Here is a 25,568-nt window from a genome sequence, read left to right on the forward strand (position 1 = left end):
CGTGACCGACAGACCCGCGATCGAAATCGTCGCCGCGATCAGACCGATGTAACCGAACATCGGCTTCCGGGAGAACACCGGAATGACCTCGGAAATGATGCCGAAGAACGGCAACGCGATGATGTACACCTCGGGATGCCCGAAGAACCAGAACAGGTGCTGCCACAGCAACGCCCCGCCATTGGCCGCATCGAAGACATGCGCCCCGAACTTGCGGTCCGCCTCCAGCGCGAACAGCGCCGCCGCCAGCACCGGGAAGGCCAGCAGCACCAGCACACCGGTCAGCAGCACGTTCCAGGTGAAGATCGGCATCCGGAACATCGTCATGCCGGGCGCCCGCATGCAGATGATCGTCGTGATGAAGTTGACCGAACCCAGGATCGTGCCGAAGCCGGAGAAGGCCAGACCCATGATCCACATGTCCGCGCCGACGCCCGGCGAACGCACCGCGTCCGAGAGCGGCGAGTACGCGAACCAGCCGAAGTCCGCCGCACCCTGCGGGGTGAGGAAGCCGGCCACCGCGATCAGCGAGCCGAAGAGGTACAGCCAGTACGCGAACATGTTCAGCCGCGGGAACGCCACGTCGGGCGCGCCGATCTGCAGCGGCATGATCCAGTTCGCGAAACCGGCGAACAGCGGCGTCGCGAACATCAGCAGCATGATCGTGCCGTGCATCGTGAACGCCTGGTTGAACTGCTCGTTCGACATGATCTGCGTGCCGGGACGGGCGAGCTCGGCGCGCATCAGCAGCGCCATCAGTCCGCCGACGCAGAAGAACGCGAACGACGTGACCAGGTACATCGTGCCGATGGTCTTGTGGTCAGTGGTCGTGAGCCACTTCACGGCGGCGATGCCGGGTTGCTTCTTGCGTACAGGCGGTGCTGCCGGAGCCGATTCGGCGGCGGCACCCTGAGGTTCGTTGAGGATGCTCACTGGTTCTTGGTCTCCGCATTCCTGGCGTGATCCGTCTGCTCGATGCCCGACGGCAGGTATCCGGTCTGGCCCTTCTTCGCCAGGTCCTTCAGGTGCTCCCGGTACCGCTCGGGGGAGACGACCTTGACGTTGAAGAGCATCCGGGAGTGGTCGACACCGCAGAGCTCGGCGCACTTGCCCATGAAGGTGCCCTCCTTGTTGGGAGTCACCTCGAAGACATTGGTGTGGCCCGGGATGACGTCCTGCTTCATCAGGAACGGCACCACCCAGAAGGAGTGGATGACGTCACGAGAGGTCAGCACGAACTGAACCGTCTCGCCCTTCGGCAGCCACAGGGTCGGACCGGGGTTGCCGGTCTGCGGGTTGCGCTCGCCCGGAGTGCCCGTGTCGTAGACACCGTCGGCACCGGCCGGCGCGGTCTTCTTCCACTTGTCCGGGATCGCTTTGAGCGCCTTGGAGTCGATGGCCGACGTCGACTTGTCGCCGTCCACGTTCTCCAGGTAGTTGAACGCCCAGCTCCACTGGAAGCCGACCACGTTCACGACGTGGTCCGGCTTCTTGGAGGTCTTGAGGAGTGCGCTCTCATCGCGCGCGGTGAAGTAGAACAGCACCGCGATGATGATGAAGGGGACGATCGTGTACAACGCCTCGATCGGCATGTTGTACCGCGTCTGTGCGGGGACCTCCACCTTGGTCCTGGTGCGGCGGTGGAAGATCACGCTCCAGATGATCAGGCCCCAGACCAGCACGCCCGTTGCGAGGGCGGCGGCCCAGGAGCCCTGCCAAAGAGAGAGGATCCGCGGCGCCTCGTCGGTGACGGGCGTCGGCATGCCGAGGCGGGGGAAGTCCTTATATGTGCAACCAGTAGCGGTCGCCAGGACCAGGCCCGCAGCAAGCACCTGCGGCAGCTTCCGCCGCATCGGGCGCCGCGACGAGCGGTCGGAGCCGTTGGGACTCACGTAGCGCCTTCCCGAGAGTCTCGCCCGCGCGGTCGGCTGCGGCCTTACTCGCTGGTCGGTCGCCGCCCTGCGTCGGGCAGGGGTTTGGATGTTTATGCGGACCAAACCCTACTGGACGCTATTTGGGGTCGCGCGGGGAGGGTGCCCAACGCGCCGCGGCGCACCCCTAAGGGGTGGCCACGGCCCCCGGCAGACCCCCGCGGAACCCCCGGATACCCCCCGAATACCCGCTTCCACCAGGCATCTGACGCCGTGCCCGGGACCGCGCCCGCACCACCCCCGGACGCGCGGCCGCCGCCCGGCCCGGGGCCGGGAGACCCGTGCCCCGCGCGGGGCGGGGCCTGGGGACGCCCGCGGCGCGGGCCGGGGTACTACCGTCTCGTACGTGGCCTATTTCGACACGGCGTCCGCCGCCCCCCTGCATCCCGTCGCCCGCGAGGCCCTGCTCGCCGCCCTCGACGAGGGGTGGGCCGACCCGGCCCGCCTCTACCGGGAGGGGCGGCGCGCCCGGATGCTGCTGGACGCCGCGCGGGAGACCGCGGCCGAGGCCGTGGGCTGCCGCCCGGACGAAGTGGTTTTCACCCCTTCGGGGACGCAGGCGGTGCACGCGGGAGTCTCCGGGGCGCTGGCGGGCCGCCGGCGGGCCGGCCGGCGGCTGCTGCACTCCGCCGTGGAGCACTCCTCCGTCCTGCATGCCGCCGAGGCCCACGAGGCGGCCGGCGGCAGCCGCGTGGAGCTGGCCGTGGACCGTTCGGGCCGGGTGGCGGCCGACGACGTCGCCGCGGCGCTCGCCCCGGACACCGCGCTGGTCTGCCTCCAGTCCGCCAACCACGAGGTGGGAACCGAACAACCGGTCGAGGAGGTGGCCGCGCTCTGCCGGGAGGCGGCGGTCCCCCTCCTGGTGGACGCCGCGCAGTCGGTGCCGTGGGGCCCGGTGCCCGGCGCCTGGTCGCTGCTGACCGCGAGCGCCCACAAGTGGGGCGGCCCGCCCGGCGTGGGGCTGCTCGCCGTCCGCAAGGGCACCCGGTTCGCGCCCCAGGGGCCGCGGGACGAGCGGGAGTCGGGCCGCAGCGCGGGCTTCGAGAACATCCCCGCCGTCGTGGCCGCCGCGGCGGCGCTGCGCGCGCTGCGGGCGGACCCGGGGACCGGGGCGGAGGCGGAGCGGCTGCGGCGGCTGGTCGACCGGATCCGGGCGCGGGTGCCGGAGCTGGTCCCGGACGTCGAGGTGGTCGGCGATCCGGTGCGCCGCCTCCCCCATCTCGTCACCTTCTCCTGTCTCTATGTCGACGGGGAGGCGCTGCTGCACGAGCTCGACCGGGCGGGCTTCTCGGTGTCGTCCGGATCGTCGTGCACGTCCGGCACCCTGACGCCGAGCCATGTGCTGCGCGCGATGGGCGTGCTGTCCGAGGGGAACGTGCGGGTCTCGCTGCCGTACGGCACGGCGGAGGCGGAGGTGGACCGCTTCTTGGAGGTGCTGCCGCGGGTGGTGCACTCGGTGCGGGAGCGGCTGGGCGTGCCGGCGTCGGGGGCCGGGGGCGCCGTGGCGGACGCGGCGCCGCAGGACACCCGGGCGGCGGCGCGCCCGGAGGCCGCGGCACCCGCCGCCGGGTCCGCCGAAGCCTCCGAGACCGCCGAGGCACCCGGTCTGGTCGTCGACTCCCTGGGCAAGCGCTGCCCGATCCCGGTCATCGAGCTGGCGAAGGCGATCGGCGAGGTGCCGGTCGGCGGGACGGTGACGGTGCTCTCCGACGACGAGGCCGCCCGGCAGGACATCCCCGCCTGGTGCGCCATGCGCGACCAGGAGTACGCGGGCGAGCGGGCGGCCGAGCGCGGCGCCGCGTACGTCGTGCGGCGCCGCGCCTGAGACCGGGCCGGTCAGGCCAGGTGCTGCTGGACCTCGGCCGCGGCCTCGTGGCCGTAGGCCTTGGTGAAGCGGTCCATGAAGTGGCTGCGGTGCAGCTCGTACTCCTGGGTGCCGACGGTCTCGATGACCAGCGTCGCCAGCATGCAGCCGATCTGCGCGGCGCGCTCCAGACCGACGCCCCAGGCCAGGCCGGACAGGAAGCCGGCGCGGAAGGCGTCGCCGACACCGGTCGGGTCGGCCTTGGCGTTCTCCTCCGGGACACCGACCTCGATGGACGGCTCGCCGACCCGCTCGATGCGGACGCCGTTGGCCCCGAGGGTGGTGACGCGGGTGCCGACCTTGGCGAGGATCTCCGCGTCGGTCCAGCCGGTCTTGGACTCGATGAGGCCCTTCTCGTACTCGTTGGAGAAGAGGTAGGCCGCGTCCTCCAGGAGGGTGCGGATGGCGTCGCCGTCCATCCGGGCGATCTGCTGCGAGAAGTCGGCGCCGAAGGGGATGCCGCGGGTCCGGCACTCCTCGGTGTGCCGGATCATCGCCTCGGGGTCGTCCGCGCCGATCAGCACGAGGTCCAGGCCGCCGACCCGCTCGGAGACGTGCTGCAGCTCGATCAGCCGGGCCTCGCTCATCGCGCCGGTGTAGAAGGAGCCGATCTGGTTGTGGTCGGCGTCGGTGGTGCACACGAAGCGCGCGGTGTGCAGCACCTCGGAGATGCGGACGGAGCGGGTGTCGACGCCGTGGCGGTCGAGCCAGGCGCGGTACTCCTCGAAGTCGTTGCCGGCGGCACCGACCAGGATCGGCGAGGTGCCGAGCTGGCCCATGCCGAAGCAGATGTTGGCGGCGACACCGCCGCGCCGGACGTCGAGCTGGTCGACCAGGAACGAAAGGGAGACCGTATGCAGCTGGTCGGCGACCAACTGATCGGCGAAGCGGCCGGGGAAGGTCATCAGGTGGTCGGTGGCGATGGAGCCGGTGACTGCGATACGCACGACGGGTCTGCTCCTGCGGAAGGCGTAGGGGCGGGCGGACGTGTAGCAACGCTACCCGCCGGGGTCGCGCGCCACCCGGTCATCCCGGACACTTGGAAGGGCTGAAACTACCCAATAGTAGGTCTTTCTCGTCGCTATATGGCTGCGTACGGTGCCCCTATGACCAAGCCTGTGAAAGCCGTCACACCACGCAAGGGCTCCTCGCCCCTCGCGCAGGACCCCGAATCGCTCGACGAGCTGCGCGGCGACTGCGCGCGGATGGCCGGCCGCTTCAAGGCCGGGCGCCGCCCGGCACCCGCGGCGGGGCGCGCCGCCGATCTGCACGGCATCGAGGTCCCCTCCCGCTCGGCCGCGCTCGTGGACGGAATGTCCGAGTACGGCGACTGACCGGCCGCCCGGCCGGAACCGTATGCACCCCCGGTCCGTCTCATCGGCGTCACCTCACGGAGGATGGCACGTCAGATGTTCAGCGGAGCCGAAGGAGCGATGCGGTGAACACCGAGGACACGACCGACACCCCGAACCCCAAGGAGCGCAGGCGGCGCACCCCTGTGGTGGTCGCCTCGATGGCCGCGGCGGTGCTTCTCGCCGGGGGCGGCGCGGCGTACTGGGTCTCGTCCGCGTCCGGCGACGGCGGCGCCCCCGCCCAGGGCGCCCCGCCGCCGCTGGCGCTCGACGGCTACACCGGCGGCGGGTCGATCGCGGCCGGTGAGCCCAATCCGCAGGGGGCGAAGTACCGCGCGGTCGAGAAACTGCCCGGCGGCCCGGCGTCCGCGCCGGTGTACCGCCCCAAGGGGCAGATCGGCCAGGAGACCGTGGAGCGGCTGGCGAAGGCGCTGGACGTGTCCGGGAAGGTGCGCTCGGAGGGCACTTCCTGGAAGGTCGGCGGCCTGACGCGGGACGCCCGCAGCCCCGTCCTGGAGGTCAAGAAGTCCGGCTCGGGCGCCTGGACGTACTCGCAGTACGGCACCCCGGGCGGCACGAACTGTGCGCTGCCCGCCTCCCCCAAGGGCGGCAAGGACCAGGACCGGGCCGACGGCGCGGCGCCGTCGGGCCGGCCCGGCTGTCCTTCGTACCGCGGCGGCGGTGACGTCACGACCGAGGACGACAGCAAGGGCGCGGTGTCGCCGGCGAAGGCCGAGCGGGCGGTGCGGCCGGTGCTGAAGGCACTCGGCCAGGAGAACGCCCGGCTCGATGCGGGCGGGCTGTCCGGCGCGGTGCGGATCGTCAGCGCGAATCCGGTGCTCGGCGGGCTGCCGACGTACGGCTGGCAGAGCGATCTGCAGGTCGGCTCGGACGGCCAGGTGGTCGGCGGCAGCGGCCAGTTGGCGAACCCGGTCAAGGGCGCGGACTATCCGGTGCTGGGCGCCGGCAGGACGCTGGACCGGCTGAACTCGGTCGGCGGGCACAAGCCGGCCGACTGCCCCTCCCTGCCCGGCACCAAGGGCGGCAAGGACGGCAAGGGCAAGGGCGGCGGGATAGCGCCGTGCGAGCCGGCGCCGACGAAGGCGCAGCCGCCGAACGAGGTGACGGGTGCGGTCTTCGGCCTGTCGGTGCAGTACGTGGACGGCGGGCAGGCACTGGTGCCGTCGTGGCTGTACACGGTGCGCCAGCCGGGCGCCGGCAGCGGGCCGGACGCCTCCTCGACCGTCGCGCACCCGGCGGTGAACCCGAAGTACCTGGCCCACCAGGACGGCGACGGCGCGTCGCAGAGCCCGCAGAAGCCGTCCGGGAAGCCGTCGGGGAAGCCCGGGGCGATGGCCCTGGAGTCGTACGACGTGGGCGACGGCGGCAAGAAGCTGACGGTGCACTTCTGGGGCGGCGTGTGCAGTGTCTACTCGGTGAGCGCCGAGGAGTCCGGCAGCACCGTGAAGACCAAGGTCACCGGCAAGGACAAGAAGCCGGGCCAGGTCTGCGTGAAGATCGCCAAGGAGTTCACCAAGACCGTCACGCTGGAGAAGCCGCTGGACGGCCGGAAGGTGGTCGACGTGTCGACCGGTGACGCCGTGCCGAAGCGGTGAGCGGACGCCGCGGGACCTCCCGCGGCACCGGCCGCCGCGGCGGTCCGCACGGAGACGGGAACACGAAAGGCGGCGCTCCCCCACTCGGGGGGCGCCGCCTTTCGTGCGTGCTGCCCGTGTCCCTCAGCTGAAGGAGTCGCCGCAGGCGCAGGAGCCGGTGGCGTTGGGGTTGTCGATCGTGAAGCCCTGCTTCTCGATGGTGTCGACGAAGTCGATGGAGGCACCGCCCAGGTAGGGGGCACTCATCCGGTCGGTGACGACCTTGACGCCGTCGAAGTCCTTGACGACATCGCCGTCGAGCGAACGCTCGTCGAAGAAGAGCTGGTAGCGCAGCCCGGAGCAGCCGCCGGGCTGAACGGCCACCCGCAGCGCGAGGTCGTCCCGGCCTTCCTGCTCCAGCAGGCTCTTGACCTTCGACGCGGCCGCGTCGGACAGGATGATGCCGTCGCTGACGGTGGTCTCGTCCTGAACGCTCATCTACATCTCTCCCGGGTTGTACGGACCGCTTGTCATCGGATGCAACCAGCTGCAACCGGAGACGTCCCGGATTAATTCCAGGCTGGGCGCGAATTGCCGAGAAGCCCGCCGGACACCGTCCGGGGCCGGCCTCTCGCCTTGTTCTCTCCTCATGCTCGCACACCGGGCGCCCGGAACACGTGGCCGACCGCACACGGCCGGGGCCGCGGGTGCTGATGCGTCACATCGACACAATGGCCATCGTCAAAGTGACGTGAAGCAGCTATGATAGATAGCGTCATATAGACGAAAAGGTTCCCGGTGCGTGCACCGGCTCCACTGATGCGGCTGCGCCGCGCTCATCGAAGAAAAGAGAGGGTGCGTGTTGTGACCACCGCCCAGCCCCTGGACGTCCAGCCGACCCCGCTGGCGCTGCTCCTCCTCGGCCGCGAGGCCGACCCGAAGAGCGAGCGCGGCGTGGAGTGCCCCGGCGACCTGCCGGCGCCGTCGGACCCCGACCTCGTCGAGCGGGCCCGCGCGGCCAAGGCGGCGCTCGGGGACAAGGTCTTCGTCCTGGGGCACCACTACCAGCGCGACGAGGTCATCGAGTTCGCCGATGTGACCGGCGACTCCTTCAAGCTCGCGCGGGACGCCGCCGCCCGGCCGGACGCCGAGTACATCGTCTTCTGCGGTGTGCACTTCATGGCGGAGTCCGCGGACATCCTCACCGGCGACGACCAGCAGGTGATCCTCCCCGACCTGGCCGCCGGCTGCTCGATGGCCGACATGGCCACCGCCGAGCAGGTCGCCGAGTGCTGGGACGTGCTCACCGAGGCCGGCATCGCCGAACAGGTCGTCCCCGTCTCGTACATGAACTCCTCGGCCGACATCAAGGCCTTCACCGGCAAGCACGGTGGCACGATCTGCACCTCCTCCAACGCCAAGCGGGCGCTGGACTGGGCCTTCGAGCAGGGCGGACCTGGTCCGACGAAGGTCCTCTTCCTGCCCGACCAGCACCTGGGCCGCAACACCGCCGTCCGCGACATGGGCCTGTCCCTGGACGACTGCGTGGTCTACAACCCGCACAAGCCCAACGGCGGCCTGACCGCCGAACAGCTGCGGGCCGCCAAGATGATCCTGTGGCGCGGACACTGCTCGGTGCACGGCCGCTTCTCGCTGGAGTCGGTGAACGACGTACGCGCCCGTATCCCGGGCGTCAACGTCCTGGTCCACCCCGAGTGCAAGCACGAGGTCGTGGCCGCGGCGGACTACGTCGGCTCGACGGAGTACATCATCAAGGCGCTGGAAGCCGCCCCGCGCGGCTCGAAGTGGGCCATCGGCACCGAACTGAACCTGGTCCGCCGGCTGGCCAACCGCTTCGCCGCGGAGGACAAGGAGATCGTCTTCCTCGACAAGACGGTCTGCTTCTGCTCGACGATGAACCGCATCGACCTGCCCCACCTCGTGTGGGCGCTGGAATCGCTGGCCGCCGGGAAGGTCGTCAACCGCATCCAGGTCGACCGGGAGACCGAGAGCTTCGCGAAGCTGGCGCTGGAGCGGATGTTGGCGTTGCCGTAGCCGTTGCGGGCGGCAGCCCACACTTTCGGCTTTCCCGCCGTGGGGGTTTGCCGCCGTTCTTCGCCCGCTGCGCGTCCGCCGCTGCTCCCCCGCTGCCTCAAGGGCGTGGGAGGTACCCCCAGCGGCGGGCCGGGTCCGCTGCGGGGGGCGGGCCACCGTTGTTGCCGGGTTACTCCAGGGTCCAGCGGATTTTGTCGCCGCCCTTGATGGCGGTGTGGCAGGGGCCCTTCTTGATTTTTTCCTCGTTGACGTACGCGTTCCACTTCTTCTTGCCCTCGGCGGCGTCGCCGTGGATCCGGGTGACGACGAAGTCCTGCGCGGTGGCGTCCCAGCGGGCCTGTACGCCGCCGAGTCCGTACTGCTCGTCGGCGTCGACCAGGGCGGTGAGGGGGGTGGGGGCGAGGCCGTCGGCGGCGCAGTAGTAGCCGCCCAGGAGCGTGCGCGCTCCGGTGATGACGAGTCCCACGCTGGCGGTGTAGGGGCCGCCGGTGACGGCGACGCGGACCCGGACGTCGCCCGGGGCGGAGGCGGCGGGCGGGGCGGCCGCGCAGGCCAGTGCGCAGGCGAGTGCGGCGGCGGTCACGGGGGCGGCCTTGCGGCGCAGGACGGACGGCACGCTCGCTCACCTTTCGTCGGTCGGGCAGCACACGTCACGTAATCACCGCTCCTGGAGATCGGCGAGAGATGTGCCGCCGAATGCGTACCCCGCGCCGGCCGGGCCGTCACAGGGACACGTGCTGCCCGTCGGGGGTGACCGTGATGCGGTAGCGGTCGCGGGTGGGGCCGCCTGCGGCGGTCCAGGTGCGGTAGGCGGCTTCCACCTCGTCCCACAGGCGGCGCGGGCCGTGCTGTTCGGTCTCGTACGTGCCGTGGCCGGGGACGTATTCGACGGTGGCCCAGGAGGTGCGGGCGTCGTCGAAGAGCCAGTAGGTGGCTTCGTCGCTGCCGTCGTCGGCGGGGCAGAGCAGTGGCCAGGCGTCGCGTACCCGCAGGCCGACGGCGAAGCGGGCGTCCGGGTTCTCCTCCAGTACGCGGGGGTCGACGGTGGTCGTCGCCCGCTCGCCCTCCTCGCCGTGGTACCAGTCCCGGATGCGGCCGTAGGAGCGGCGCTGCTGCCGGGCCCACATGAAGGCCGGGCGGCCGGAGAAGCGACCGGTGGCCCGGCCGTCGCGGACGGTCAGGGTCGCGAACGAGTAGGAGTGGAACGAGGAGCCCCACGGGGTGAGGATCGTGCCGCCCGGCGCGGTCTGTGCGACCCAGGCGTACGGGATGTCGCGGACCGTGCAGGTGGCGATGGTCCGGTCGAAGGGCGCCCGCCCCGGGGCCCCGGCCAGGCCGTCGCCGCACACCAGACGGGGGTGCAGGCCGGCCCGCGCCAGGTTGTCCCGGGCGATGTCGTGGAGCGCCTTGTCGGTCTCGACGCTGGTGGTGCGGTCCCCGCCGAGGCGGTGGGCGAGCCAGGCGGCGTGGTAGCCGGTGCCGGTGCCGATCTCCAGTACGCAGTCGCCGTCCCGGACGATCGCGGCCATGTCCAGCATGAGGGAGGGCATGGACGTCGAGCAGGTGGGAAAGGCGACCTGGCCCGCCACGGCCCGGCCGTCGTTGTGCTGGGTGATCAGCGGCAGGTCGGCGTAGACCATCCGCCGCCACTCCGCCTCGTCCGTGGACCGGGAGACGGTGCGGTCGCCCACGTCGAAGGTGTCCGGCACGAAGTGCGCGCGGTCGACCGCGGCGACGGCCGGGGCCCACTCCGGCGGCAACGCGCCCTTGTTGCGGAGGATTTCCAGCAGCCGCTCCGGCGAGGACATGCGGCCGCCCCTACTTCTTCTTGGGCGGGTCGGTCACCGGCTTGCTCCACTGGCCGTCGGATTCCTTCGGGCTCTGCTGCCGGTCGCCGTCCGCGCCGCCCTTGCCGTCACCGTGTTTACCCATTGCGGCCCCCTTTGCCGGTGCAGTCGGTCGTGGAGCGGTCCGGCCGCCCCAGGTCCCGATGCCCGGCACGATGCCCCCGCAAGCAGGTGCTTGCGGGGGCATCGTTTCTGCTCGGAATCCGGTGGGCGGTCGTCAGACGCCGGCCGGCTCCGGGGCGCGGTCGCTCTCCTCGGCCTGCGGGCCGTTCTTGCCGGACCGCTTCGCGGCCTTCTTCTCGGCCCGGCGCTCCTTGCGGAGCTCGATCATCGCGTAGAGCGTCGGGACGAGGAGGAGGGTGAGCAGGGTGGAGGTGATCAGACCGCCTATCACGACCACGGCGAGCGGCTGGGAGATGAAGCCGCCGTCGCCGGTGATGGACAGCGCCATCGGCAGCAGCGCCATGATCGTGGCCAGCGCCGTCATCAGGATCGGGCGCAGCCGGTGGCGGCCGCCCTCGACGACCGCTTCGACGACGCCGTAACCCTGCGACCGGTACTGGTTGATGAGGTCGATCAGCACGATGGCGTTGGTGACCACGATGCCGATCAGCATCAGCATGCCGATCATCGCCGGGACGCCCAGCGGGGTGCCGGTGGCGACCAGCAGGCCGATCGCGCCGGTCGCCGCGAACGGGATCGAGACGAGGAGGATCATCGGCTGGATCATCGAGCGGAAGGTGGCCACCAGGAGCATGAAGACGATGGCGATGGCCGCCAGCATCGCCAGGCCGAGCGAGGAGAACGCGTCGGACTGGTCCTGGGAGACGCCGCCGATCGTGGCGGTGGCGCCGTCCGGCAGCTTCAGCGCGTCGATCTTCTGCTGCAGCTGGGCGCTGACCGCGCCGGTGTTGTCGCCGGTCGGCTTGGCGGTGATGGTCGCCGAGCGGGCGCCGTCGATCCGGGTCATCTGGACCGGGCCGGGGACGGTCCGCACGGTGGCCAGGCTGCTGAGCTTCGCCGGGCCGGACGGGGTCGGGACGGTCAGGTCCTTCAGCTCGCCCTCGGTGGTGGCCGGGTGGGCCGACTTGACCACGATGTCCCGCTCGGTGTCGCCCAGGACGGCCTTGCCGCTGGTGGTGCCGCGGACCGCCTGGGTCACCGCCGCGCCGAGCGAGGCCTGGTCGTAACCGGCCGCGGCCGCCTTGGCGTTGGGCTTCACGGAGATCCGGGGCACGCTCTGGGAGAGGTCGCTCTGGACGTCGGTGACGTCGTCGAGGCCCGCGACGGTCTTGCGGACCTGCTCGCTGGCGGTCTTCAGGACACCGGCGTCACCGGACTTGACGACCACGCTCAGGTCCTGGCTGCCGAAGCCGCCGCCGGTGGCGAAGCTGGTGTCGCCGATGGACTTGCCGAGCTTGTCGAGGTCGGCACGGAGCGCGTCGGTGACCTTGCCGGAGTCCGCGGAGTCCTTCAGCTTGAGCTGGTAGGAGGCCTGGTTGGCGCCGGTGCCGCCGCCGAAGGCCGCCATGAAGCCGGAGGAGCCGACGGTGACCTGGTAGTCGGCGATGTCGTCGTTGGCCGCGAGCACCTTCTCGACCCGCTCGGCCTGCTTGTCGGCCGCGTCCAGGCTGGTGCCGGGCTTGAGTTCCTGCTTGAGGGTGAGGGTGTCCTGGGCGCCCTGGTCGAGGAAGTTGGTCTTGAGCAGGGGGCCCATGGCGAAGGTGCCGAGGAGGATCACCACGGCGATGGCCAGGCTGGTGAGCCGGCGGCGGGTGGCGAACCGCAGGACCGGGACGTAGAAGCGCTGGAGGGGGCTCTTGGCCTCCTTCTCCTCGGCCGCCCGGCGCAGGTCGTCCACCGTGGTGCCCTCGGGGATCTGCGGGGCCCGCAGGAACCAGTAGGAGAGCACCGGGACGACGGTCAGGGAGACGATCAGGGAGGAGAGCAGGGCGACGGTCACCGTCACCGAGAAGGAGCCGAACAGGGCGCCGACCATGCCGCCGACCACACCGATCGGGAGGAAGACCGCGACCGTGGTGAGGGTGGAGGAGGTGACCGCTCCGGAGACCTCCTTGACGGCGTTGAGGATGGCCTCGCGGCGCTCCTCGCCGTAGCCCAGGTGCCGCTTGATGTTCTCCAGGACGACGATGGAGTCGTCGACGACGCGGCCGATCGCGATGGTCAGCGCGCCGAGGGTGAGCATGTTGAGGGAGAGGTCACCGGTCCACAGCACGATCAGGGTGATGACGACCGAGAGCGGGATGGAGACCGCGGTCACCAGCGTGGAGCGCAGGCTGAGCAGGAAGACCAGGATGACGATGACCGCCATGGCGAGGCCGAGCAGCCCCTCGGTGGTCAGCGAGTCGATCGACTTGGAGACCTGCGGACCCTGGTCGGAGGCGACCGTGACGTGGGTGCCCTTGCCCAGGTCCTGACGGATCTTGGAGAGCTTGTCCTTGACGGCGTCGGAGATGGCGACCGCGCTGCCGTCCTTGTCCATCGTCACGTTCACGGCGAGGCTGGGCTTGCCGTTGGTGCGGGTCAGGGACGTCGGAGTGGCCTGCTCCTCCTTGACGGTGGCGACATCGCCGAGGCGGACCGCGCCGCCCGGACGCCCGCCCGCGGACGGACCGCCGCCGGCGGAGGGAGCGCCGCCGGCGGACGCGCCGCCGCCCGAGGTGGCGTCACCGCCGGCGGACGCACCCGCACCCGCGCCGCCGCCCGCCGACGGGGCGAGCCTCAGGTCCTTGATCTGCGCGACGGAGGTGAAGCCGGCGCCGACCTGGACGGTCTTGCTCCTGCCGTCCTCGGAGAACGAGCCGGCGGGCACCGACGTCCCGCCGTTCTGCAGGGCCTGGCCCAGCGACTGGGCGCTCAGCCCGGCGGCGGCGAGCTTCTTGTCGTCGGGGGTGACCGCGACGATCCGGTCCTGGACGCCGTCCACGGTGACCTGGCTGACGCCGTCGATGTTCTTCAGGTCCGGCACGACGCTGCGGTTGAGCTGGTCGGCCAGCGTCTGCTGGTCCTTGGCGTCGGAGGAGACGGCGAGGACGACGGTGGGGATGTCGTCGGTCGAACCGGACACCACCTGCGGGTCGACGTCCTTGGGCAGTTTGGCGCGGGCGCGGTTCACGGCCTGCTGGACGTCGGCGACCAGGCGCTTGGAGTCGTTGCCGTAGTCGAACTGCGCCATGATGACGCCCGAGCCCTCGCTCGACGTCGAGGTGACGGACTTGATGCCGTCGACGCCCTGGACGCCGTCCTCGAGGGGTTCGATGACCTGCTTCTCGACGACGTCCGGGGAGGCGCCCTGGTAGGGGGCCAGCACGGACACCATCGGGAGTTCGATGGACGGCAGGAGCTGCTGCTTGAGCTGTGGGATCGCGATGGCACCGAAGGCGATCGCCACGATCGACATCAGCGCTATCAGGCCCCGTTGTACGAGGCTGAGTCGGGACAGCCAGGTCATGGGTGGGGTCTCTCTTCTGTTCTGAAACGGTCGGCGGGGCCTTTCCCGGGCCCACCTACACCTTCCGCCATGCCCTGGCCGGATTTCCTCGCTCGCAGGTCGGTTTCCGGCCGCTGCCCGTACCGCGTTGGGAGTACGGGAGGCTCCACCTTCACTGCACCCGTGGGCGTACGAGTCCCGATTCGTAGGCGATGACCACCAGCTGGGCCCGGTCGCGGGCGCCCAGCTTGGCCATGGCCCGGTTCACATGCGTCTTGACGGTGAGCGGGCTGACCGCGAGCTGTTCGGCGATCTCGTCGTTGGACAGCCCGCCCGCCACCAGGGTCAGCACCTCGCGCTCGCGGCCGGTCAGCGTAGCCAGCCGCTCGGTGCCCGGGCCGCCGGGCCCGCCGTCCGCCGTGCTGCCGCCCTGCGCGAGGAACTTGGCGATCAGGCCCTTGGTCGCGACCGGCGACAGCAGCGCCTCCCCGGCCGCCGCGATCCGGATCGCGCCCAGCATCTCGTCCGGCTCGGCGCCCTTGCCGAGGAAGCCGCTGGCACCGGCCCGCAGCGACTGCACCACGTAGTCGTCGACCTCGAAGGTCGTCAGGATGACCACCCGGACATCGGTGAGCTCGGGGTCCTCGCTGATCATGCGGGTGGCCGCCAGGCCGTCCACACCGGGCATCCGGATGTCCATCAGGACGACGTCGGGACGCTGTGCGCGGGTCAGTTCGTACGCCCGGGCACCGTCGGACGCCTCCCCGACCACCCGCATGTCCGGTTCCGAGTCGACCAGCACCCGGAACGCACTGCGCAGCAGCGCCTGGTCGTCGGCGAGCAGCACCTTGATCGTCATATCGACTCCCCCGTACGGACGGTCTGCAGCGGAAGGGTGACCCGCACCTGGAAGCCGCCGGCCGCGCGCGGGCCGGTCACGACCGTGCCGCGCAGCGCGAAGACCCGCTCGCGCATCCCGATCAGGCCGTGGCCGCCGCCGCTGTCCTCCGGCTCGCCGGGCCCGCCCGGCTCCACGGGCGGCCGGTCGCCGCCCTTCTGGCGCGGGATGCCGGCCCGGCCCGCGCCGTCGTCCAGGACGGTCACGGTCAGCGCGGTGTCGGAGTGCAGGATCCGCACCGTGGCGCGGGCCCCCTCGCCGGCGTGCTTGTGGACGTTGGTCAGGGCTTCCTGGACCACGCGGTAGGCGGTGAGGTCGACGGAGGCGGGCAGCTGCCGGGGCGGGTGCGGGATCTCCAGGTCGACGGGGAGGCCGGCGCGGACGAACCCGTCGACGAGCTGGTCGAGGACGCCGAGGCCCGGCGCGGGCTCGGTCGGTGCCTTGGGGTCGTCGGACTGCCGCAGCAGCCCGACGGTGGTGCGGAGTTCCTCCAGCGCCGAGCGGGACGCCTCCCGGACGTGCGCCAGCGCCTGCTTGGCCTGGTCGGGACGGCTGTCCATGACGTGCGAGGCGACTCCGGCCTGGACGTTGACCAGGGCGATGTGGTGGGCGACGACATCGTGCAGCTCACGGGCGATCCGCAGGCGCTCCTCGGCGACCCGGCGCCGGGCCTCCTCCTCGCGGGTGCGCTCGGCGCGTTCGGCGCGCTCGCGGATGGCGTCGACGAAGGCCCGGCGGCTGCGGACCGCGTCGCCGGCGGCCGCCGCCATGCCCGTCCAGGCGAAGAGGGCGATGTTCTCCTGCGCGTACCAGGGGCGGGGGCCGTAGAGCATCGCGGCGGCGGTCAGCAGGGCGATGGTCAGCGCGCCGATCCGCCAGGTGGTGGGCCGGTCGGTGCGCGAGGCCAGGGTGTAGAGGGCGATCACCGCGGAGGCGGCCACGGGGGCCCCGGGGTCGCCGGAGCGGGCGAGCAGTTCGACGAGGGTGCACCCGCCGGTGACGGCCAGGACGGTGCGGGGCAGCCGGCGGCGCAGGACCAGGGCGGCGCAGGCCAGCGCGGCCGGCACCGCGGTCATGACGGTCAGGTGGCCGCTGCCGAGCCGGGGTGCGTGCGGGCCGTGCGGCCCGGCCACCGGGCCGCACAGGATGCACACGAGGATGGCCACCGCCAGGACGGCGTCGAAGGCGAGCGGATGCGTCCGGTGCCACTGGAAGCGGCCGGCGCGGGGCGCGTCCGGGCGGGGGTCGAGGAGGCTCACAAGAGGAAACGGTAGCGCCCCGGTCCGCCGAGGGGCCGGGGCGCTGTGCGCTGGAGTGGAGTGACGGGAGCTGACCGGGACTCAGCCCGGGATGAGGCCGTCGTCGCTGAGCATCTCCCGGACCTCTTCGAGGGAGGCGTCCGGGGACGGCAGGATGAGTTCGGACGGTTCGAGGGCGTCGTCGGGGAGCGGCGAGCCGAGCCGGCGCACCGCGTCCAGGAGGGCGCCGAGGGTGCGCTGGAAGCCTGCTTCGTCGCCGCTCTCCATCTCGGCGAGCAGCTCATCGTCCAGCTTGTTGAGCTCGGCGAAGTGGGCATCGTCCAGCTTCACCTGGCCCTCCCCCATGATCCGTACGATCACGACGGTCTCCCTTGGTCCGGTCCGACGATCTCTGCGAGGCTATCCGCCGCCCGTCGTCACTGCTTGTCGAAACGCGGCCGGTCCTGCTGCGGGGCGGACTGGCCCTCGCCGTTCTGGCCGCTCTCGAGGGCCTGCTGGCCGGCCGAGGTGCCGCCCGCGAGCTCGGCCTTCATCCGCTGCAGCTCCAGTTCGACGTCGCTGCCGCCGGAGAGCCGGTCCAGCTCGGCGGTGATGTCGTCCTTGGCCATGCCGGACGGGTCGTCCAGCGCGCCGGAGGCCATCAGCTCGTCGAGGGCACCGGCCCTGGCCTGCAGCTGTGCGGTCTTGTCCTCCGCACGCTGGATGGCCATGCCGACGTCGCCCATCTCCTCGGAGATGCCGGAGAAGGCCTCGCCGATCCGGGTCTGCGCCTGGGCGGCCGTGTAGGTGGCCTTGATCGTCTCCTTCTTCGTACGGAAGGCGTCGACCTTGGCCTGCAGCCGCTGCGCGGCGAGCGTGAGCTTCTCCTCCTCGCCCTGCAGCGTCTGGTGCTGCGTCTCCAGGTCGGTGACCTGCTGCTGCAGCGCGCTGCGCCGGCTCAGCGCCTCGCGGGCCAGGTCCTCGCGGCCGAGCGCCAGCGCCTTGCGGCCCTGGTCCTCCAGCTTGGCGGACTGGCCCTGGAGCTGGTTGAGCTGCAGCTCCAGGCGCTTGCGGGAGGTCGCCACGTCGGCGACGCCGCGGCGTACCTTCTGCAGCAGCTCCAGCTGCTTCTGGTACGAGTAGTCGAGGGTCTCGCGCGGGTCTTCGGCCCGGTCCAGGGCCTTGTTGGCCTTCGCGCGGAAGATCATCCCCATCCGCTTCATGACACCATCGCTCATGGGCCTCGCGCGCCCCCTTCTGACCGAGTCACCTCGGGCTTAGGCTCCAGCACATCTACAGACCCCACAGTACGGGCCCTGGTTCCATTACCGCACTGTTCGCGCCCGGATGCGCTCCTCCTCCAGGACGATCGGCGGCCGGTCCTCTCCCGCGCAAGGAGTAGGGAGAGTCCGGACAAGGGGCACGATGCCCGCTGTGTCCCGGTAGGGCAGGGCTTCCGGACCGGTCGGGCACCGGGTGCCGGGGCGCCGTTGCCGGATCGTGCCCCGTCGGACCGTGGCCCACCCGCGCCGAGCACGTACTCTTGGGTGTTGTGTTCCGAAGCCGTTCGAAGGATGAGCAGGCCGCGACCGCCAAGGTGACCGCGGACCAGCCCCAGCAGCCCCGCGACCCGCAGGCCCCCAAGGGCCGCCCGACGCCCAAACGCAGCGAAGCCCAGTCGCAGCGCCGCTCCCGTGCGCATACGCCGGCCAACCGCAAGGACGCGGCGAAGGCCCAGCGCGAGGCCCGCCGGGTCGACATGGCCCGCCAGCGCGAGGCGATGGCCAGCGGCGACGAGCGGTATCTGCCGGTGCGCGACAAGGGGCCCGTGCGCCGGTTCGCGCGGGACTTCGTCGACTCCCGCTGGTGTGTCGCCGAGTTCTTCCTGCCGATGGCCGTGGTGATCCTGGTGCTCACCATGATCCGGGTGCCGTCCATCCAGAGCATCGCGCTGCTGCTGTGGCTCGTGATCATCGTGCTGATCGTGCTCGACTCGGTCCTGATCTGGTTCCGGCTCGGCAAGCGGCTGCAGGAGCGCTTCCCGAACGAGAACCTCAAGGGCGTGAAGGCGTACGCGGTGATGCGCACGCTGCAGATGCGGCGGCTGAGGCTGCCGAAGCCGCAGGTGAAGCGGGGACAGCGGCCTTAAGGGCGTCGTACGTGGTGGCTGGGGACGTCCCCTGTTCCACCGGACCCTCGCCCGGCCGCGCGCCGTCGCGGCGGGATGGACGGTGATGCTCGGCCGGGCCCGTGCGGGCCCGGCCGAGCATCGTTCGAGGGCCGCCCGGGCCCCGTCGCGTCGTCGGGGCTCAGGCCTCCGCGTCCGCGTGCAGGCTCATGGGGCCCGTGTAGATCTCGGTGCCGTCCTCGAAGAGCCTGACCTGGTCGACGCCGCCCTCCAGGAGGGCCTTCCACTCCTCGCCGATCCAGGACTCCGCGTCGCCCTGGGTGGTGAACTCCTCCGGTTGCACGGCCGGCGCCGCCTCCGAGCCGTCGGCCTTCTCGAACCGCCACGTCCACGCCATGTGCGCCTCCTGGATCCCACCGGGTACGTATCTGTGCCACCGCGGGGCGCGACCTGACGCACTCCGCGGTGCCGTGCTTCCGTGCTGATCGGCAGCCTAACGGCCGTGTCGAGGCCGCCCCCGCCGCGCCCGCCCGGCACGGACGCGAGAAACTCGGCGGTGTGGATGTGACTCTCCTCGGCACCGGGGCCCCGCAAGCGCTGCCGCGCCCCGGCTGCCCGTGTGCCGCCTGCGCGACCGCCGTCGGCGACGAGGCGCGGGCGGCGACCGCGCTGCTCGTCGACGGCGCGCTGATGATCGACCTGACGCCCGGCCCGGCCTTCGCCGCCGCCCGGGCCGGCCGGTCGCTGGCGGGCGTACGGCAGGTGCTGCTCTCGCATCCGCACGACGGCCCGGTGATGGAGGTGCCGGCCGGACTGCCGCAGCCGGCCCGGGTCGCGGACGGGCGGGAGCTGGCGCTGCTCGACGGGCACCGGGTGCGCGCCACCGCGGTGGACGTCCCGGGCACCGGGTACGAGATCTCCGGCGCCGACGGCGAGCGGCTGCTGTATCTGCCGCCGGGTGCGGCACCGGCCGGACTGGGCAACGGCAGCCGGCCGGCGGGCGGTGACGAGGGCCCGGGCGGCGCCCCGCCGTACGACCTGGTGCTGCTGGACGTCCTGGCGCGCCCCGATGCGCTGGCCAGGCTGCGGGCGAGCGGCGCGGTCGACGCGGCGACGGACGTGGTCGCGGTGCACCTCGACCACGGGGTGCCGCCGGGTCCCGAGCTGCACCGCAGGCTGGCGGCGGCGGGGGCCCGCGCGGTGGCGGACGGCAGCACGCTGCTGGTCGGGGAGTTCCACGCGGTGCCGGATCTGCCGCGGCGGACCCTGGTGCTGGGCGGCGCGCGCAGCGGGAAGTCGGTGGAGGCGGAGCGGCGGCTCGCGGCCTTCCCGGACGTGGTGTACGTGGCCACCGGGGGCACCCGGGACGGCGACGAGGACTGGGCGCAGCGGGTCTCGCTGCACCGCGAGCGGCGCCCCAGCAGCTGGCGCACCGTGGAGACCTGCGACCTGGTGCCGCTGCTGGCACCGGCGCCGGAGAAGGAAGCCACCGCGGAGCACGCCGCGTGGAGGGACGAGGAAGGCCACGGCCCCGGGGCGGGACACGGCGGCGGCCGCCCGGCCGGGGTGTCGCCGCTGCTCATCGACTGCCTGGCGCTGTGGCTGACGCATGTCATGGACGAGGTCGGGGCGTGGGACGACGCGACCTGGGAGGCCGGCGGCCGGCAGGCGCTGCGGAAGCGGACCGATGCGCTGGTGGCGGCGGTGCGCGAGACGCACCGGCCGGTGGTGGCGGTGAGCAACGAGGTCGGCTCCGGGGTGGTCCCGGCGACCGCGGCGGGCCGCCGGTTCCGCGACGAACTGGGGCGGCTGAACGCGGCGTTCGCCGCGGAGTGCGAGCAGGTGCTGCTGGTCGTCGCGGGCCAGGCGCTTGCGCTGCGCGGATGACGGATGCCCGGCGGGGCCCGTGTCCGCTTGCCCGGGGGCGCGGCGCCGGGTGCTCTTGACCCGTGACCGAATCCGAGCGGACCGAATCCGAAGCGCCGGCCGGGTGGGGCGCGGCCCGGGAGCCGAGCGGGCGCGGGCGGCTCTTCGACGCGGCCGTACGCGCCTATCTGGAGCGGTGGCCGCGGGCGACGGTGGTCGCGCTCGGCGAGGGGCTCGGCACCGGCTTCTGGCGGCTGGACAACGGGCGGCTCACCTGGCTGACGGTGGTGCCGCCGACCACCGCGGCGGCCCGCCGGATGCTGCTCCCGGACGGCGCCCGGCACCGTACGGTCGCCTGCGCGGTGACCGATCCCGGCTGGCTGGACGCGGTGCCGGAGCCGTGGCGCGGGGTCGTGGTCACGGCGCCCGGGGTGCTGATGCGGCTGCCGCCGCCCGCGGTGCGCGCGCTGCTGGCGGCGTGTGCGGAGCGGTTTCCCGGCGGGGTGCTGGTCTTTGACGCACTGCCACGGTGGGCGGGCGCGCTGGCCCGCCGGGCCGCCGCGGCGGGCGGCCGGGGACCGGATCCGGTGCGCTGGGCACTGGACCGTGCCCAACTGCCGCGGGTGGCCGGGGTGCACCCGGGCATCGAGGCGGTGCGCGAACTCGGCCCGGTGCCGGCTCCGCCCCGGTGCGCCGCGGCGGGCGGCCTGCCGGCCCGTCTGATGTGGCAGGCGGGCCGCCTCCCGGTGCTGCGCGCGCTGACGCCGCTGGTGGCCGAGGTCCGGTTCGCGCCGGCCCGTTCTCCCCGGCGCGCCTCGTCACCGGTGAGTTGACGGTAATCTGCGCCCAATGAGCGCCTTGAACCTCGACGACTTCGCCCACCTGATCGAGCGCCCCGATGGCGGCGTGCGCCGTGACGCCGAGGAGCGTCGGGCGCGGCTGGCCGTGCCGCCGGGCGCGCTCGGCCGCCTCGACGAGCTGGGTGACTGGCTGGCCGCCGCGCAGCAGCAGGTTCCGGTGCGTCCCGTCGAGCGGGCGCGGGCCGTGCTGTTCGCGGGCGATCACGGAGTGGCCTCGCTCGGGGTGTCGGCCCGGCCGGCCGGCGGCGCCAAGGATCTCGTCCGGGCCGTGCTGGACGGGGCGAGCCCGGCGGCGGTGCTGGCCCGGCGTGCCGGGGCGCAGCTGCGCGTGGTGGATCTGGCGGTGGACTGCGATCCGGAGGAGCTGCCGGAGGACGTCACCCGGTACCGGGTGCGGCGCGGTTCGGGGCGGATCGACATCGAGGACGCGCTGACGGCCGAGGAGGCCGAGGCGGCGTTCCGGACCGGGACGGCCCTCGCGGACGAGGAGGCGGACGCCGGCACCGACCTGGTGGTGCTGGGCGATCTGAGCGTCGGCGGGACGACCGCGGCGAGCACGCTGATCGCCGCGCTGTGCGGCACGGACGCCTCGGTGGTCACCGGGCGGGGCGGCGCCCCCATCGACGACCTGGCCTGGATGCGCAAGTGCGCGGCGATCCGTGACGCGCTGCGGCGGGCCCGGCCGGTGCTCGGCGACCAGTTGGAGCTGCTGGCCACGGTCGGCGGCGCGGACCTCACCGCGATGACCGGCTTCCTGCTGCAGAGCGCGGTGCGCCGTACTCCCGTGATCCTGGACGGGGTGGTCTCGGCGGCGTGTGCGCTGGTGGCGCAGCGGGTGGCGTTCCGGGCGCCGGACTGGTGGGTGGCCGGGCAGGCGAGCGGGGAGCCGGCGCAGGCGAAGGCGCTGGACCGGATCGCACTCAACCCTCTGCTCGACCACGGCGTCACTGCCGGAGAGGGGACGGGGGCGCTGCTCGCCCTGCCACTGGTGCAGGCGGCCGCGTCCCTGGCGGCGGAACTGCCCGTACGCGACTGATCCGCCGCCGGCCCGCCCCGGCCGGCCGGCGGACGAAGCGACCGGACGAGCGCCCTGCCGGGGCGCTCACCACTTCCTGCCCGTACCGGGTGACCGGCGGCTCCCCATAAGATCGCGCTTTACACGTTTTATGGGAGATATCGCTTGAGTCCGGACGAAGACCGCCCCCGCGGCACGTGGTCACAGCGCGGTGCCGCATTCGGCATCTGGTATCTGCGCACGGTCACCTTCATCAATTTCCTGAGCGCGGTATGGGTGTCGTTCGGCAATGACATCCGCCGGCACAACATCGCGGAATTCTTCACTCCGTATCTGCTGACGGCGGGGTTCGCCTCCGGCGCCTTCTCGCTCTTCCTGTCGGTGACCCTGCGGCGGCGCAAGCGGGCGGCCTGGATTCTGAATCTGGTGCTGTCCGGGCTGCTGGCGCTGCTCTTCGCCTTCGGGATGGTGGTGGCCCCCGAGTTCCGCGCCCCTGTGCAGAACTGGGTGTCGCTGGTGCTGACCGTGCTGTTCGCCGCCGCGCTGGTGGTCGGGCGCCACGAGTTCCGTGCGAAGGGCGACCGCGCGAACCCGAAGCTGGCGGCGGCGGTCGCGGCCGGCGGCCTGCTGGGCGCCTCGCTGCTCGCGGCGCTGCTGGTGACCGTCACCAACACCGCCGGGGACGGTGCCTCGACGTTCGTGCAGCGCTGGCGCTACGGCCTGATGCGGCTGGTGTCGCTGGCCGCCGACGACCGCGCCTTCCCGGAGATCGCCACCCCGAACTGGGTCAACGTCACCATCAATGTGCTCAGCACGCTGCTGCTGGTCGCGGTGCTGTGGGCGGCGTTCCGGTCGGTGCGCAGCACCGAGGCGCTCACCGAGGAGGACGAGGAGCGGCTGCGCGCCCTCCTGGCGCGGCACGGCGACCGGGATTCGCTGGGCTACTTCGCGCTGCGCCGCGACAAGAGCGTGCTCTTCTCCCCCAGCGGCAAGGCGGCCGTCACCTACCGCGTCGTGGGCGGGGTGTCGCTGGCCTCCGGCGACCCGCTGGGGGACCCCGAGGCGTGGCCCGGGGCGATCGAGGTGTGGCTGGCCGAGGCGCGGGAGCACGGCTGGGCGCCCGCGGTGATGGGCGCGAGCGAGGAGGGCGGCACGATCTACGCCCGGCACGGCCTGGACGCGCTGGAGCTCGGCGACGAAGCGATCGTGGACACCGCGGAGTTCACCCTCGACGGCCGGGCGATGCGCACCGTGCGGCAGGCCTACAACCGCATCAAGCGGGCCGGCTACACGGTCACCGTCCGGCGCCACGAGGACATCCCCGCGCCGGAGCTGGAGCGCCTGCTGGAGCTGGCCGACGACTGGCGCGACGGGGAGACCGAGCGCGGTTTCTCGATGGCGCTGGGCCGCCTCGGCGACCCGGGCGACGGGCGCTGCGTGATGCTCGAATGCCGGGACGGCGGCACGGACGGGGAGGCGGGCGAGCTGCGGGCGCTGCTGAGCTTCGTGCCCTGGGGCGCGAAGGGGCTTTCGCTGGACCTGATGCGGCGGGAGCGGAACTCCGAGAACGGGCTGATGGAGTTCATGGTGCTGGAGCTGATCCAGCGGGCGAAAGAGGTGGAGATCACTCAGCTCTCGCTCAACTTCGCGATGTTCCGTTCCGTCTTCGAACGTGGATCGCGGCTCGGCGCGGGCCCGGTGCTGCGCCTGTGGCGCTCACTGCTCAGCTTCTTCTCCCGGTGGTGGCAAATCGAATCGCTCTATCGCGCCAATGCGAAATACCGGCCGATCTGGGAGCCGCGCTACATGCTCTTCGAAAAGAGCACCGATTTGCTGCGCATCGGAATCGCCGCCGGCCGTGCGGAAGGCTTTCTGGAAGCACCCGGTCTGCCCAAGTGGCTGAACCGCAAGCACCTGGAGAACGTGAGATGAGCACTGCGGGGGCGGGGCGGCGGGAGGGGCCGGTGCCGGGGCGGCGGGAGGGGCCGGTGCCGGGGCGGCGGGAGGGGCCGGTGCCAGCACGGCGGAAGGGGTCCGCGCCGGGACCGCGGGAGGCGTCCCCCCTGGGCCGCGCCGCGCGTGCCGAGTGGGGCGCGCTGCTGCGGATGGTCGGGGCCTCGCTGGTCACCGCCAGGCTGCGGGCGATTCCGGTGACGCTCACCGCGGTGTGCCTGACCCTGGTCTTCCACTTCGTGCAGAACCAGGCCTGGGGCTACCGGGCGGTCCAGAACGTCGGCTCCGTCCAGGCCTGGGAGCACCTGTGGCTGGCGCTGCTGCGCACCCCGCTCTCGCTGTTCGTCCCGGCGCTGGACCTTCCGGTGTGGGGGGCGCTGGCGCAGATCCTGGTGGTCTTCGGGATCGCGGAGATCTGTGTGGGCTGGCGGCAGACGCTGCTGGTCGCCTACGTCGCCACGCTCGCCGGGACGATGTACGCGCGCATCGGCATCTGGATCGGCCCGGTGAGCCCCCTGGGGCTGCCCGATTCGGACAAGTACGTGATCGACACCGGGCCGTCGGCCGCGGTGGTGGGGCTGGCGGTGTTCGTGTGCTGGCGCTACCGCGCGTGGTTCACCTGTGCCGCGGTCGCCGTGGCGATGGTCGTCGAGGTGGTGTCCATCAAGAGCAACCTGGCGGGCAAGGAGCATGTCGCGGCGGTGTTGGCGGTGCTGGTGCTGTGTGCGCTGCGGGAGGTGTGGCGGCCGGGCGAGCGCGGGGCCGCGCCGCGGATCAGCGGCTGGGCGCACCCCCGATGACGTGCTCGACCTTGCGCCGCAGCGCCGACCATCGGCGGTCGTGACGGTAGGCGCGGACCCGGGCGCGGGCCCGCGCCTTCGGGCGCTTGCGGTAGAAGCGCCTGGCCCAGGGCGAGTTGGGGCGGGCCAGCCGGACCGCGCCGAAGAGCGCGACGAACGGCACGAAGACCCCGACGACCGCGATCCGGCCCTTGCCCTTGGTGAGCGCGACGAGCGCGAAGAGGAAGTTGACGGCCACGGTCCGCACGACCGTGAAGCGGTCGGTGCTCTCCTCCGCACCGAGTTCGTTGACGCCGAACGGCAGGAAGCCGGCGAGGATCAGGGCGGCCAGGGCCGCGGTGAGGATGACGATCTCGACGCTCTTGGTCCCCTCCTCGGTCCAGTACACGTCGTCGAGGTGGAGGATCAGCGCGAACTCGTCCAGGACGAGGCCCACTCCGATGCCGAAGAGCACCGCGGCCACCCCGGCGCCGAAGCCCCGCCGGCCGCCCGCGAGGGCGATGAAACCGCCGAGGACCATGAGGATCACCCCGGGCACGACGTGGTGGACGTGGACGCCACCGGGGGTGATGTCGCGGAACGGCCCCTTGCCCGCGCGGATCAGCCGGGTGACCACCCGGGTCACGAGGAAGGTCAGCACGAAGGAGGCGAGGGCCAGCAGCAGCGGCAGCTTCCCCGGCTCGACGATGTTGCGGTACCACCAGTGGCCCATCCC

The 25,568-nt window shown here is 72.3% G+C and carries 23 protein-coding genes; 10 read left to right on the forward strand and 13 right to left on the reverse strand.

From position 1 onward, the window contains the following. Both AB0411_RS31250 and ctaC read right to left on the reverse strand, forming a co-directional pair. A partial coding sequence (locus AB0411_RS31250; RefSeq protein WP_366420633.1) for a cbb3-type cytochrome c oxidase subunit I occupies positions 1-933 on the reverse strand: 933 nt, incomplete at its 3' end. Continuing rightward, a complete protein-coding gene (gene ctaC, locus AB0411_RS31255; protein ID WP_366420634.1) occupies positions 930-1,892 on the reverse strand; it encodes an aa3-type cytochrome oxidase subunit II in 963 nt (320 codons plus the stop codon). The genes ctaC and AB0411_RS31250, both read right to left, overlap by 4 nt. Before the next feature lie 385 nt (positions 1,893-2,277). Between ctaC and AB0411_RS31260 the strand changes: the two genes are divergently transcribed. Further along, a complete protein-coding gene (locus AB0411_RS31260; protein ID WP_366420635.1) occupies positions 2,278-3,756 on the forward strand; it encodes a cysteine desulfurase/sulfurtransferase TusA family protein in 1,479 nt (492 codons plus the stop codon). Between the two features lie 11 nt (positions 3,757-3,767). Here the strand turns inward: AB0411_RS31260 and AB0411_RS31265 are convergent, their stop codons facing one another. Next, positions 3,768-4,742, reverse strand: coding sequence for a carbohydrate kinase family protein (locus tag AB0411_RS31265; RefSeq protein ID WP_366420636.1), 975 nt, complete (start codon positions 4,740-4,742; stop codon positions 3,768-3,770). Positions 4,743-4,901: 159 nt separating this feature from the next. On the opposite strand from AB0411_RS31265, the gene AB0411_RS31270 reads away from it, so the two are divergent. Together AB0411_RS31270 and AB0411_RS31275 are read left to right on the forward strand one after the other, a co-directional pair. Beyond that, on the forward strand, positions 4,902-5,129 hold the full coding sequence (locus AB0411_RS31270) for a hypothetical protein (protein WP_366420637.1): 228 nt from the start codon (positions 4,902-4,904) through the stop codon (positions 5,127-5,129). A 104-nt stretch (positions 5,130-5,233) separates the two neighbouring features. Further along, complete coding sequence (locus tag AB0411_RS31275) at positions 5,234-6,763, forward strand: hypothetical protein (RefSeq protein ID WP_366420638.1); 1,530 nt, start codon at positions 5,234-5,236, stop codon at positions 6,761-6,763. A 123-nt stretch (positions 6,764-6,886) separates the two neighbouring features. On the opposite strand, the gene erpA is transcribed toward AB0411_RS31275, so the two are convergent. After that, positions 6,887-7,240: an iron-sulfur cluster insertion protein ErpA gene (gene erpA, locus AB0411_RS31280; protein ID WP_006606077.1), complete on the reverse strand. Its 354-nt coding sequence runs from the start codon at positions 7,238-7,240 to the stop codon at positions 6,887-6,889. A gap of 357 nt (positions 7,241-7,597) precedes the next feature. Here erpA and nadA point away from each other — a divergent pair, with 357 nt between their 5' ends. Next, complete coding sequence (nadA, locus tag AB0411_RS31285) at positions 7,598-8,797, forward strand: quinolinate synthase NadA (RefSeq protein WP_366420639.1); 1,200 nt, start codon at positions 7,598-7,600, stop codon at positions 8,795-8,797. Positions 8,798-8,966: 169 nt separating this feature from the next. On the opposite strand, the gene AB0411_RS31290 is transcribed toward nadA, so the two are convergent. The 7 genes from AB0411_RS31290 to AB0411_RS31320 form a co-directional block, all read right to left on the reverse strand. Continuing rightward, positions 8,967-9,413 (reverse strand): hypothetical protein, encoded by a 447-nt coding sequence (locus AB0411_RS31290; protein ID WP_366420640.1) that lies wholly within the window; start codon positions 9,411-9,413, stop codon positions 8,967-8,969. Between the two features lie 106 nt (positions 9,414-9,519). Continuing rightward, positions 9,520-10,605, reverse strand: coding sequence for a methyltransferase domain-containing protein (locus AB0411_RS31295; protein ID WP_366420641.1), 1,086 nt, complete (start codon positions 10,603-10,605; stop codon positions 9,520-9,522). A gap of 256 nt (positions 10,606-10,861) precedes the next feature. Beyond that, positions 10,862-14,116: an efflux RND transporter permease subunit gene (locus tag AB0411_RS31300; RefSeq protein WP_366420642.1), complete on the reverse strand. Its 3,255-nt coding sequence runs from the start codon at positions 14,114-14,116 to the stop codon at positions 10,862-10,864. A 151-nt stretch (positions 14,117-14,267) separates the two neighbouring features. Further along, a complete protein-coding gene (locus AB0411_RS31305) occupies positions 14,268-14,954 on the reverse strand; it encodes a response regulator transcription factor (protein WP_366420643.1) in 687 nt (228 codons plus the stop codon). Beyond that, positions 14,951-16,252, reverse strand: coding sequence for a sensor histidine kinase (locus AB0411_RS31310; RefSeq protein WP_366420644.1), 1,302 nt, complete (start codon positions 16,250-16,252; stop codon positions 14,951-14,953). The genes AB0411_RS31305 and AB0411_RS31310 overlap by 4 nt, the downstream gene beginning before the upstream one ends. 81 nt (positions 16,253-16,333) lie before the next feature. Further along, a complete protein-coding gene (gene pspAA, locus AB0411_RS31315; protein ID WP_159480488.1) occupies positions 16,334-16,612 on the reverse strand; it encodes a PspA-associated protein PspAA in 279 nt (92 codons plus the stop codon). Positions 16,613-16,668: 56 nt separating this feature from the next. Further along, positions 16,669-17,469, reverse strand: coding sequence for a PspA/IM30 family protein (locus AB0411_RS31320; RefSeq protein WP_366420645.1), 801 nt, complete (start codon positions 17,467-17,469; stop codon positions 16,669-16,671). Between the two features lie 314 nt (positions 17,470-17,783). On the opposite strand from AB0411_RS31320, the gene AB0411_RS31325 reads away from it, so the two are divergent. After that, entirely contained in the window at positions 17,784-18,380 is a 597-nt protein-coding gene (locus tag AB0411_RS31325; RefSeq protein WP_366420646.1) for a DUF3043 domain-containing protein, read from the forward strand. Between the two features lie 160 nt (positions 18,381-18,540). On the opposite strand, the gene AB0411_RS31330 is transcribed toward AB0411_RS31325, so the two are convergent. Further along, positions 18,541-18,756 carry a hypothetical protein gene (locus tag AB0411_RS31330; RefSeq protein ID WP_366420647.1) on the reverse strand — a complete coding sequence of 72 codons (216 nt, stop codon included), beginning with the start codon at positions 18,754-18,756 and terminating at the stop codon, positions 18,541-18,543. 161 nt (positions 18,757-18,917) lie between these two features. Here AB0411_RS31330 and AB0411_RS31335 point away from each other — a divergent pair, with 161 nt between their 5' ends. The 5 genes from AB0411_RS31335 (at position 18,918) to AB0411_RS31355 (ending at position 24,853) form a co-directional block, all read left to right on the forward strand. Further along, positions 18,918-20,246 carry a bifunctional adenosylcobinamide kinase/adenosylcobinamide-phosphate guanylyltransferase gene (locus tag AB0411_RS31335; protein WP_366420648.1) on the forward strand — a complete coding sequence of 443 codons (1,329 nt, stop codon included), beginning with the start codon at positions 18,918-18,920 and terminating at the stop codon, positions 20,244-20,246. Positions 20,247-20,308: 62 nt separating this feature from the next. Next, the gene (locus tag AB0411_RS31340) at positions 20,309-21,058 is read left to right on the forward strand and encodes a class I SAM-dependent methyltransferase (RefSeq protein ID WP_366420649.1); all 750 of its coding nucleotides are present in this window, start codon (positions 20,309-20,311) and stop codon (positions 21,056-21,058) included. A 16-nt stretch (positions 21,059-21,074) separates the two neighbouring features. Beyond that, entirely contained in the window at positions 21,075-22,121 is a 1,047-nt protein-coding gene (gene cobT / locus AB0411_RS31345; RefSeq protein ID WP_086720767.1) for a nicotinate-nucleotide--dimethylbenzimidazole phosphoribosyltransferase, read from the forward strand. Between the two features lie 144 nt (positions 22,122-22,265). After that, positions 22,266-24,032: a phosphatidylglycerol lysyltransferase domain-containing protein gene (locus tag AB0411_RS31350; RefSeq protein ID WP_366420650.1), complete on the forward strand. Its 1,767-nt coding sequence runs from the start codon at positions 22,266-22,268 to the stop codon at positions 24,030-24,032. Between the two features lie 173 nt (positions 24,033-24,205). After that, a complete protein-coding gene (locus AB0411_RS31355; protein ID WP_366420716.1) occupies positions 24,206-24,853 on the forward strand; it encodes a hypothetical protein in 648 nt (215 codons plus the stop codon). Here AB0411_RS31355 and AB0411_RS31360 read toward each other — a convergent pair. After that, positions 24,828-25,565: a hypothetical protein gene (locus AB0411_RS31360; protein ID WP_366420651.1), complete on the reverse strand. Its 738-nt coding sequence runs from the start codon at positions 25,563-25,565 to the stop codon at positions 24,828-24,830. The two genes, AB0411_RS31355 and AB0411_RS31360, sit on opposite strands and share 26 nt — an antisense overlap. Between the last annotated feature and the right edge of the window lie 3 nt (positions 25,566-25,568).

The sequence above is a fragment of the Streptomyces angustmyceticus genome, assembly GCF_040701845.1.
GTDB lineage: Bacteria > Actinomycetota > Actinomycetes > Streptomycetales > Streptomycetaceae > Streptomyces > Streptomyces angustmyceticus_A.

What these genes read in the sequence shown, in the direction of transcription:
- AB0411_RS31300 (WP_366420642.1), bottom strand. Translation starts at nt 14,116, where the DNA reads ATGACCTGGCTGTCCCGACTCAGCCTCGTACAACGGGGCCTGATAGCG.
- AB0411_RS31305 (WP_366420643.1), bottom strand. Translation starts at nt 14,954, where the DNA reads ATGACGATCAAGGTGCTGCTCGCCGACGACCAGGCGCTGCTGCGCAGT.
- erpA (WP_006606077.1), bottom strand. Translation starts at nt 7,240, where the DNA reads ATGAGCGTTCAGGACGAGACCACCGTCAGCGACGGCATCATCCTGTCC.
- AB0411_RS31270 (WP_366420637.1), top strand. Translation starts at nt 4,902, where the DNA reads ATGACCAAGCCTGTGAAAGCCGTCACACCACGCAAGGGCTCCTCGCCC.
- AB0411_RS31360 (WP_366420651.1), bottom strand. Translation starts at nt 25,565, where the DNA reads ATGGGCCACTGGTGGTACCGCAACATCGTCGAGCCGGGGAAGCTGCCG.
- AB0411_RS31295 (WP_366420641.1), bottom strand. Translation starts at nt 10,605, where the DNA reads ATGTCCTCGCCGGAGCGGCTGCTGGAAATCCTCCGCAACAAGGGCGCG.
- AB0411_RS31330 (WP_366420647.1), bottom strand. Translation starts at nt 18,756, where the DNA reads ATGGCGTGGACGTGGCGGTTCGAGAAGGCCGACGGCTCGGAGGCGGCG.
- AB0411_RS31355 (WP_366420716.1), top strand. Translation starts at nt 24,206, where the DNA reads ATGGTCGGGGCCTCGCTGGTCACCGCCAGGCTGCGGGCGATTCCGGTG.
- AB0411_RS31320 (WP_366420645.1), bottom strand. Translation starts at nt 17,469, where the DNA reads ATGAGCGATGGTGTCATGAAGCGGATGGGGATGATCTTCCGCGCGAAG.
- cobT (WP_086720767.1), top strand. Translation starts at nt 21,075, where the DNA reads ATGAGCGCCTTGAACCTCGACGACTTCGCCCACCTGATCGAGCGCCCC.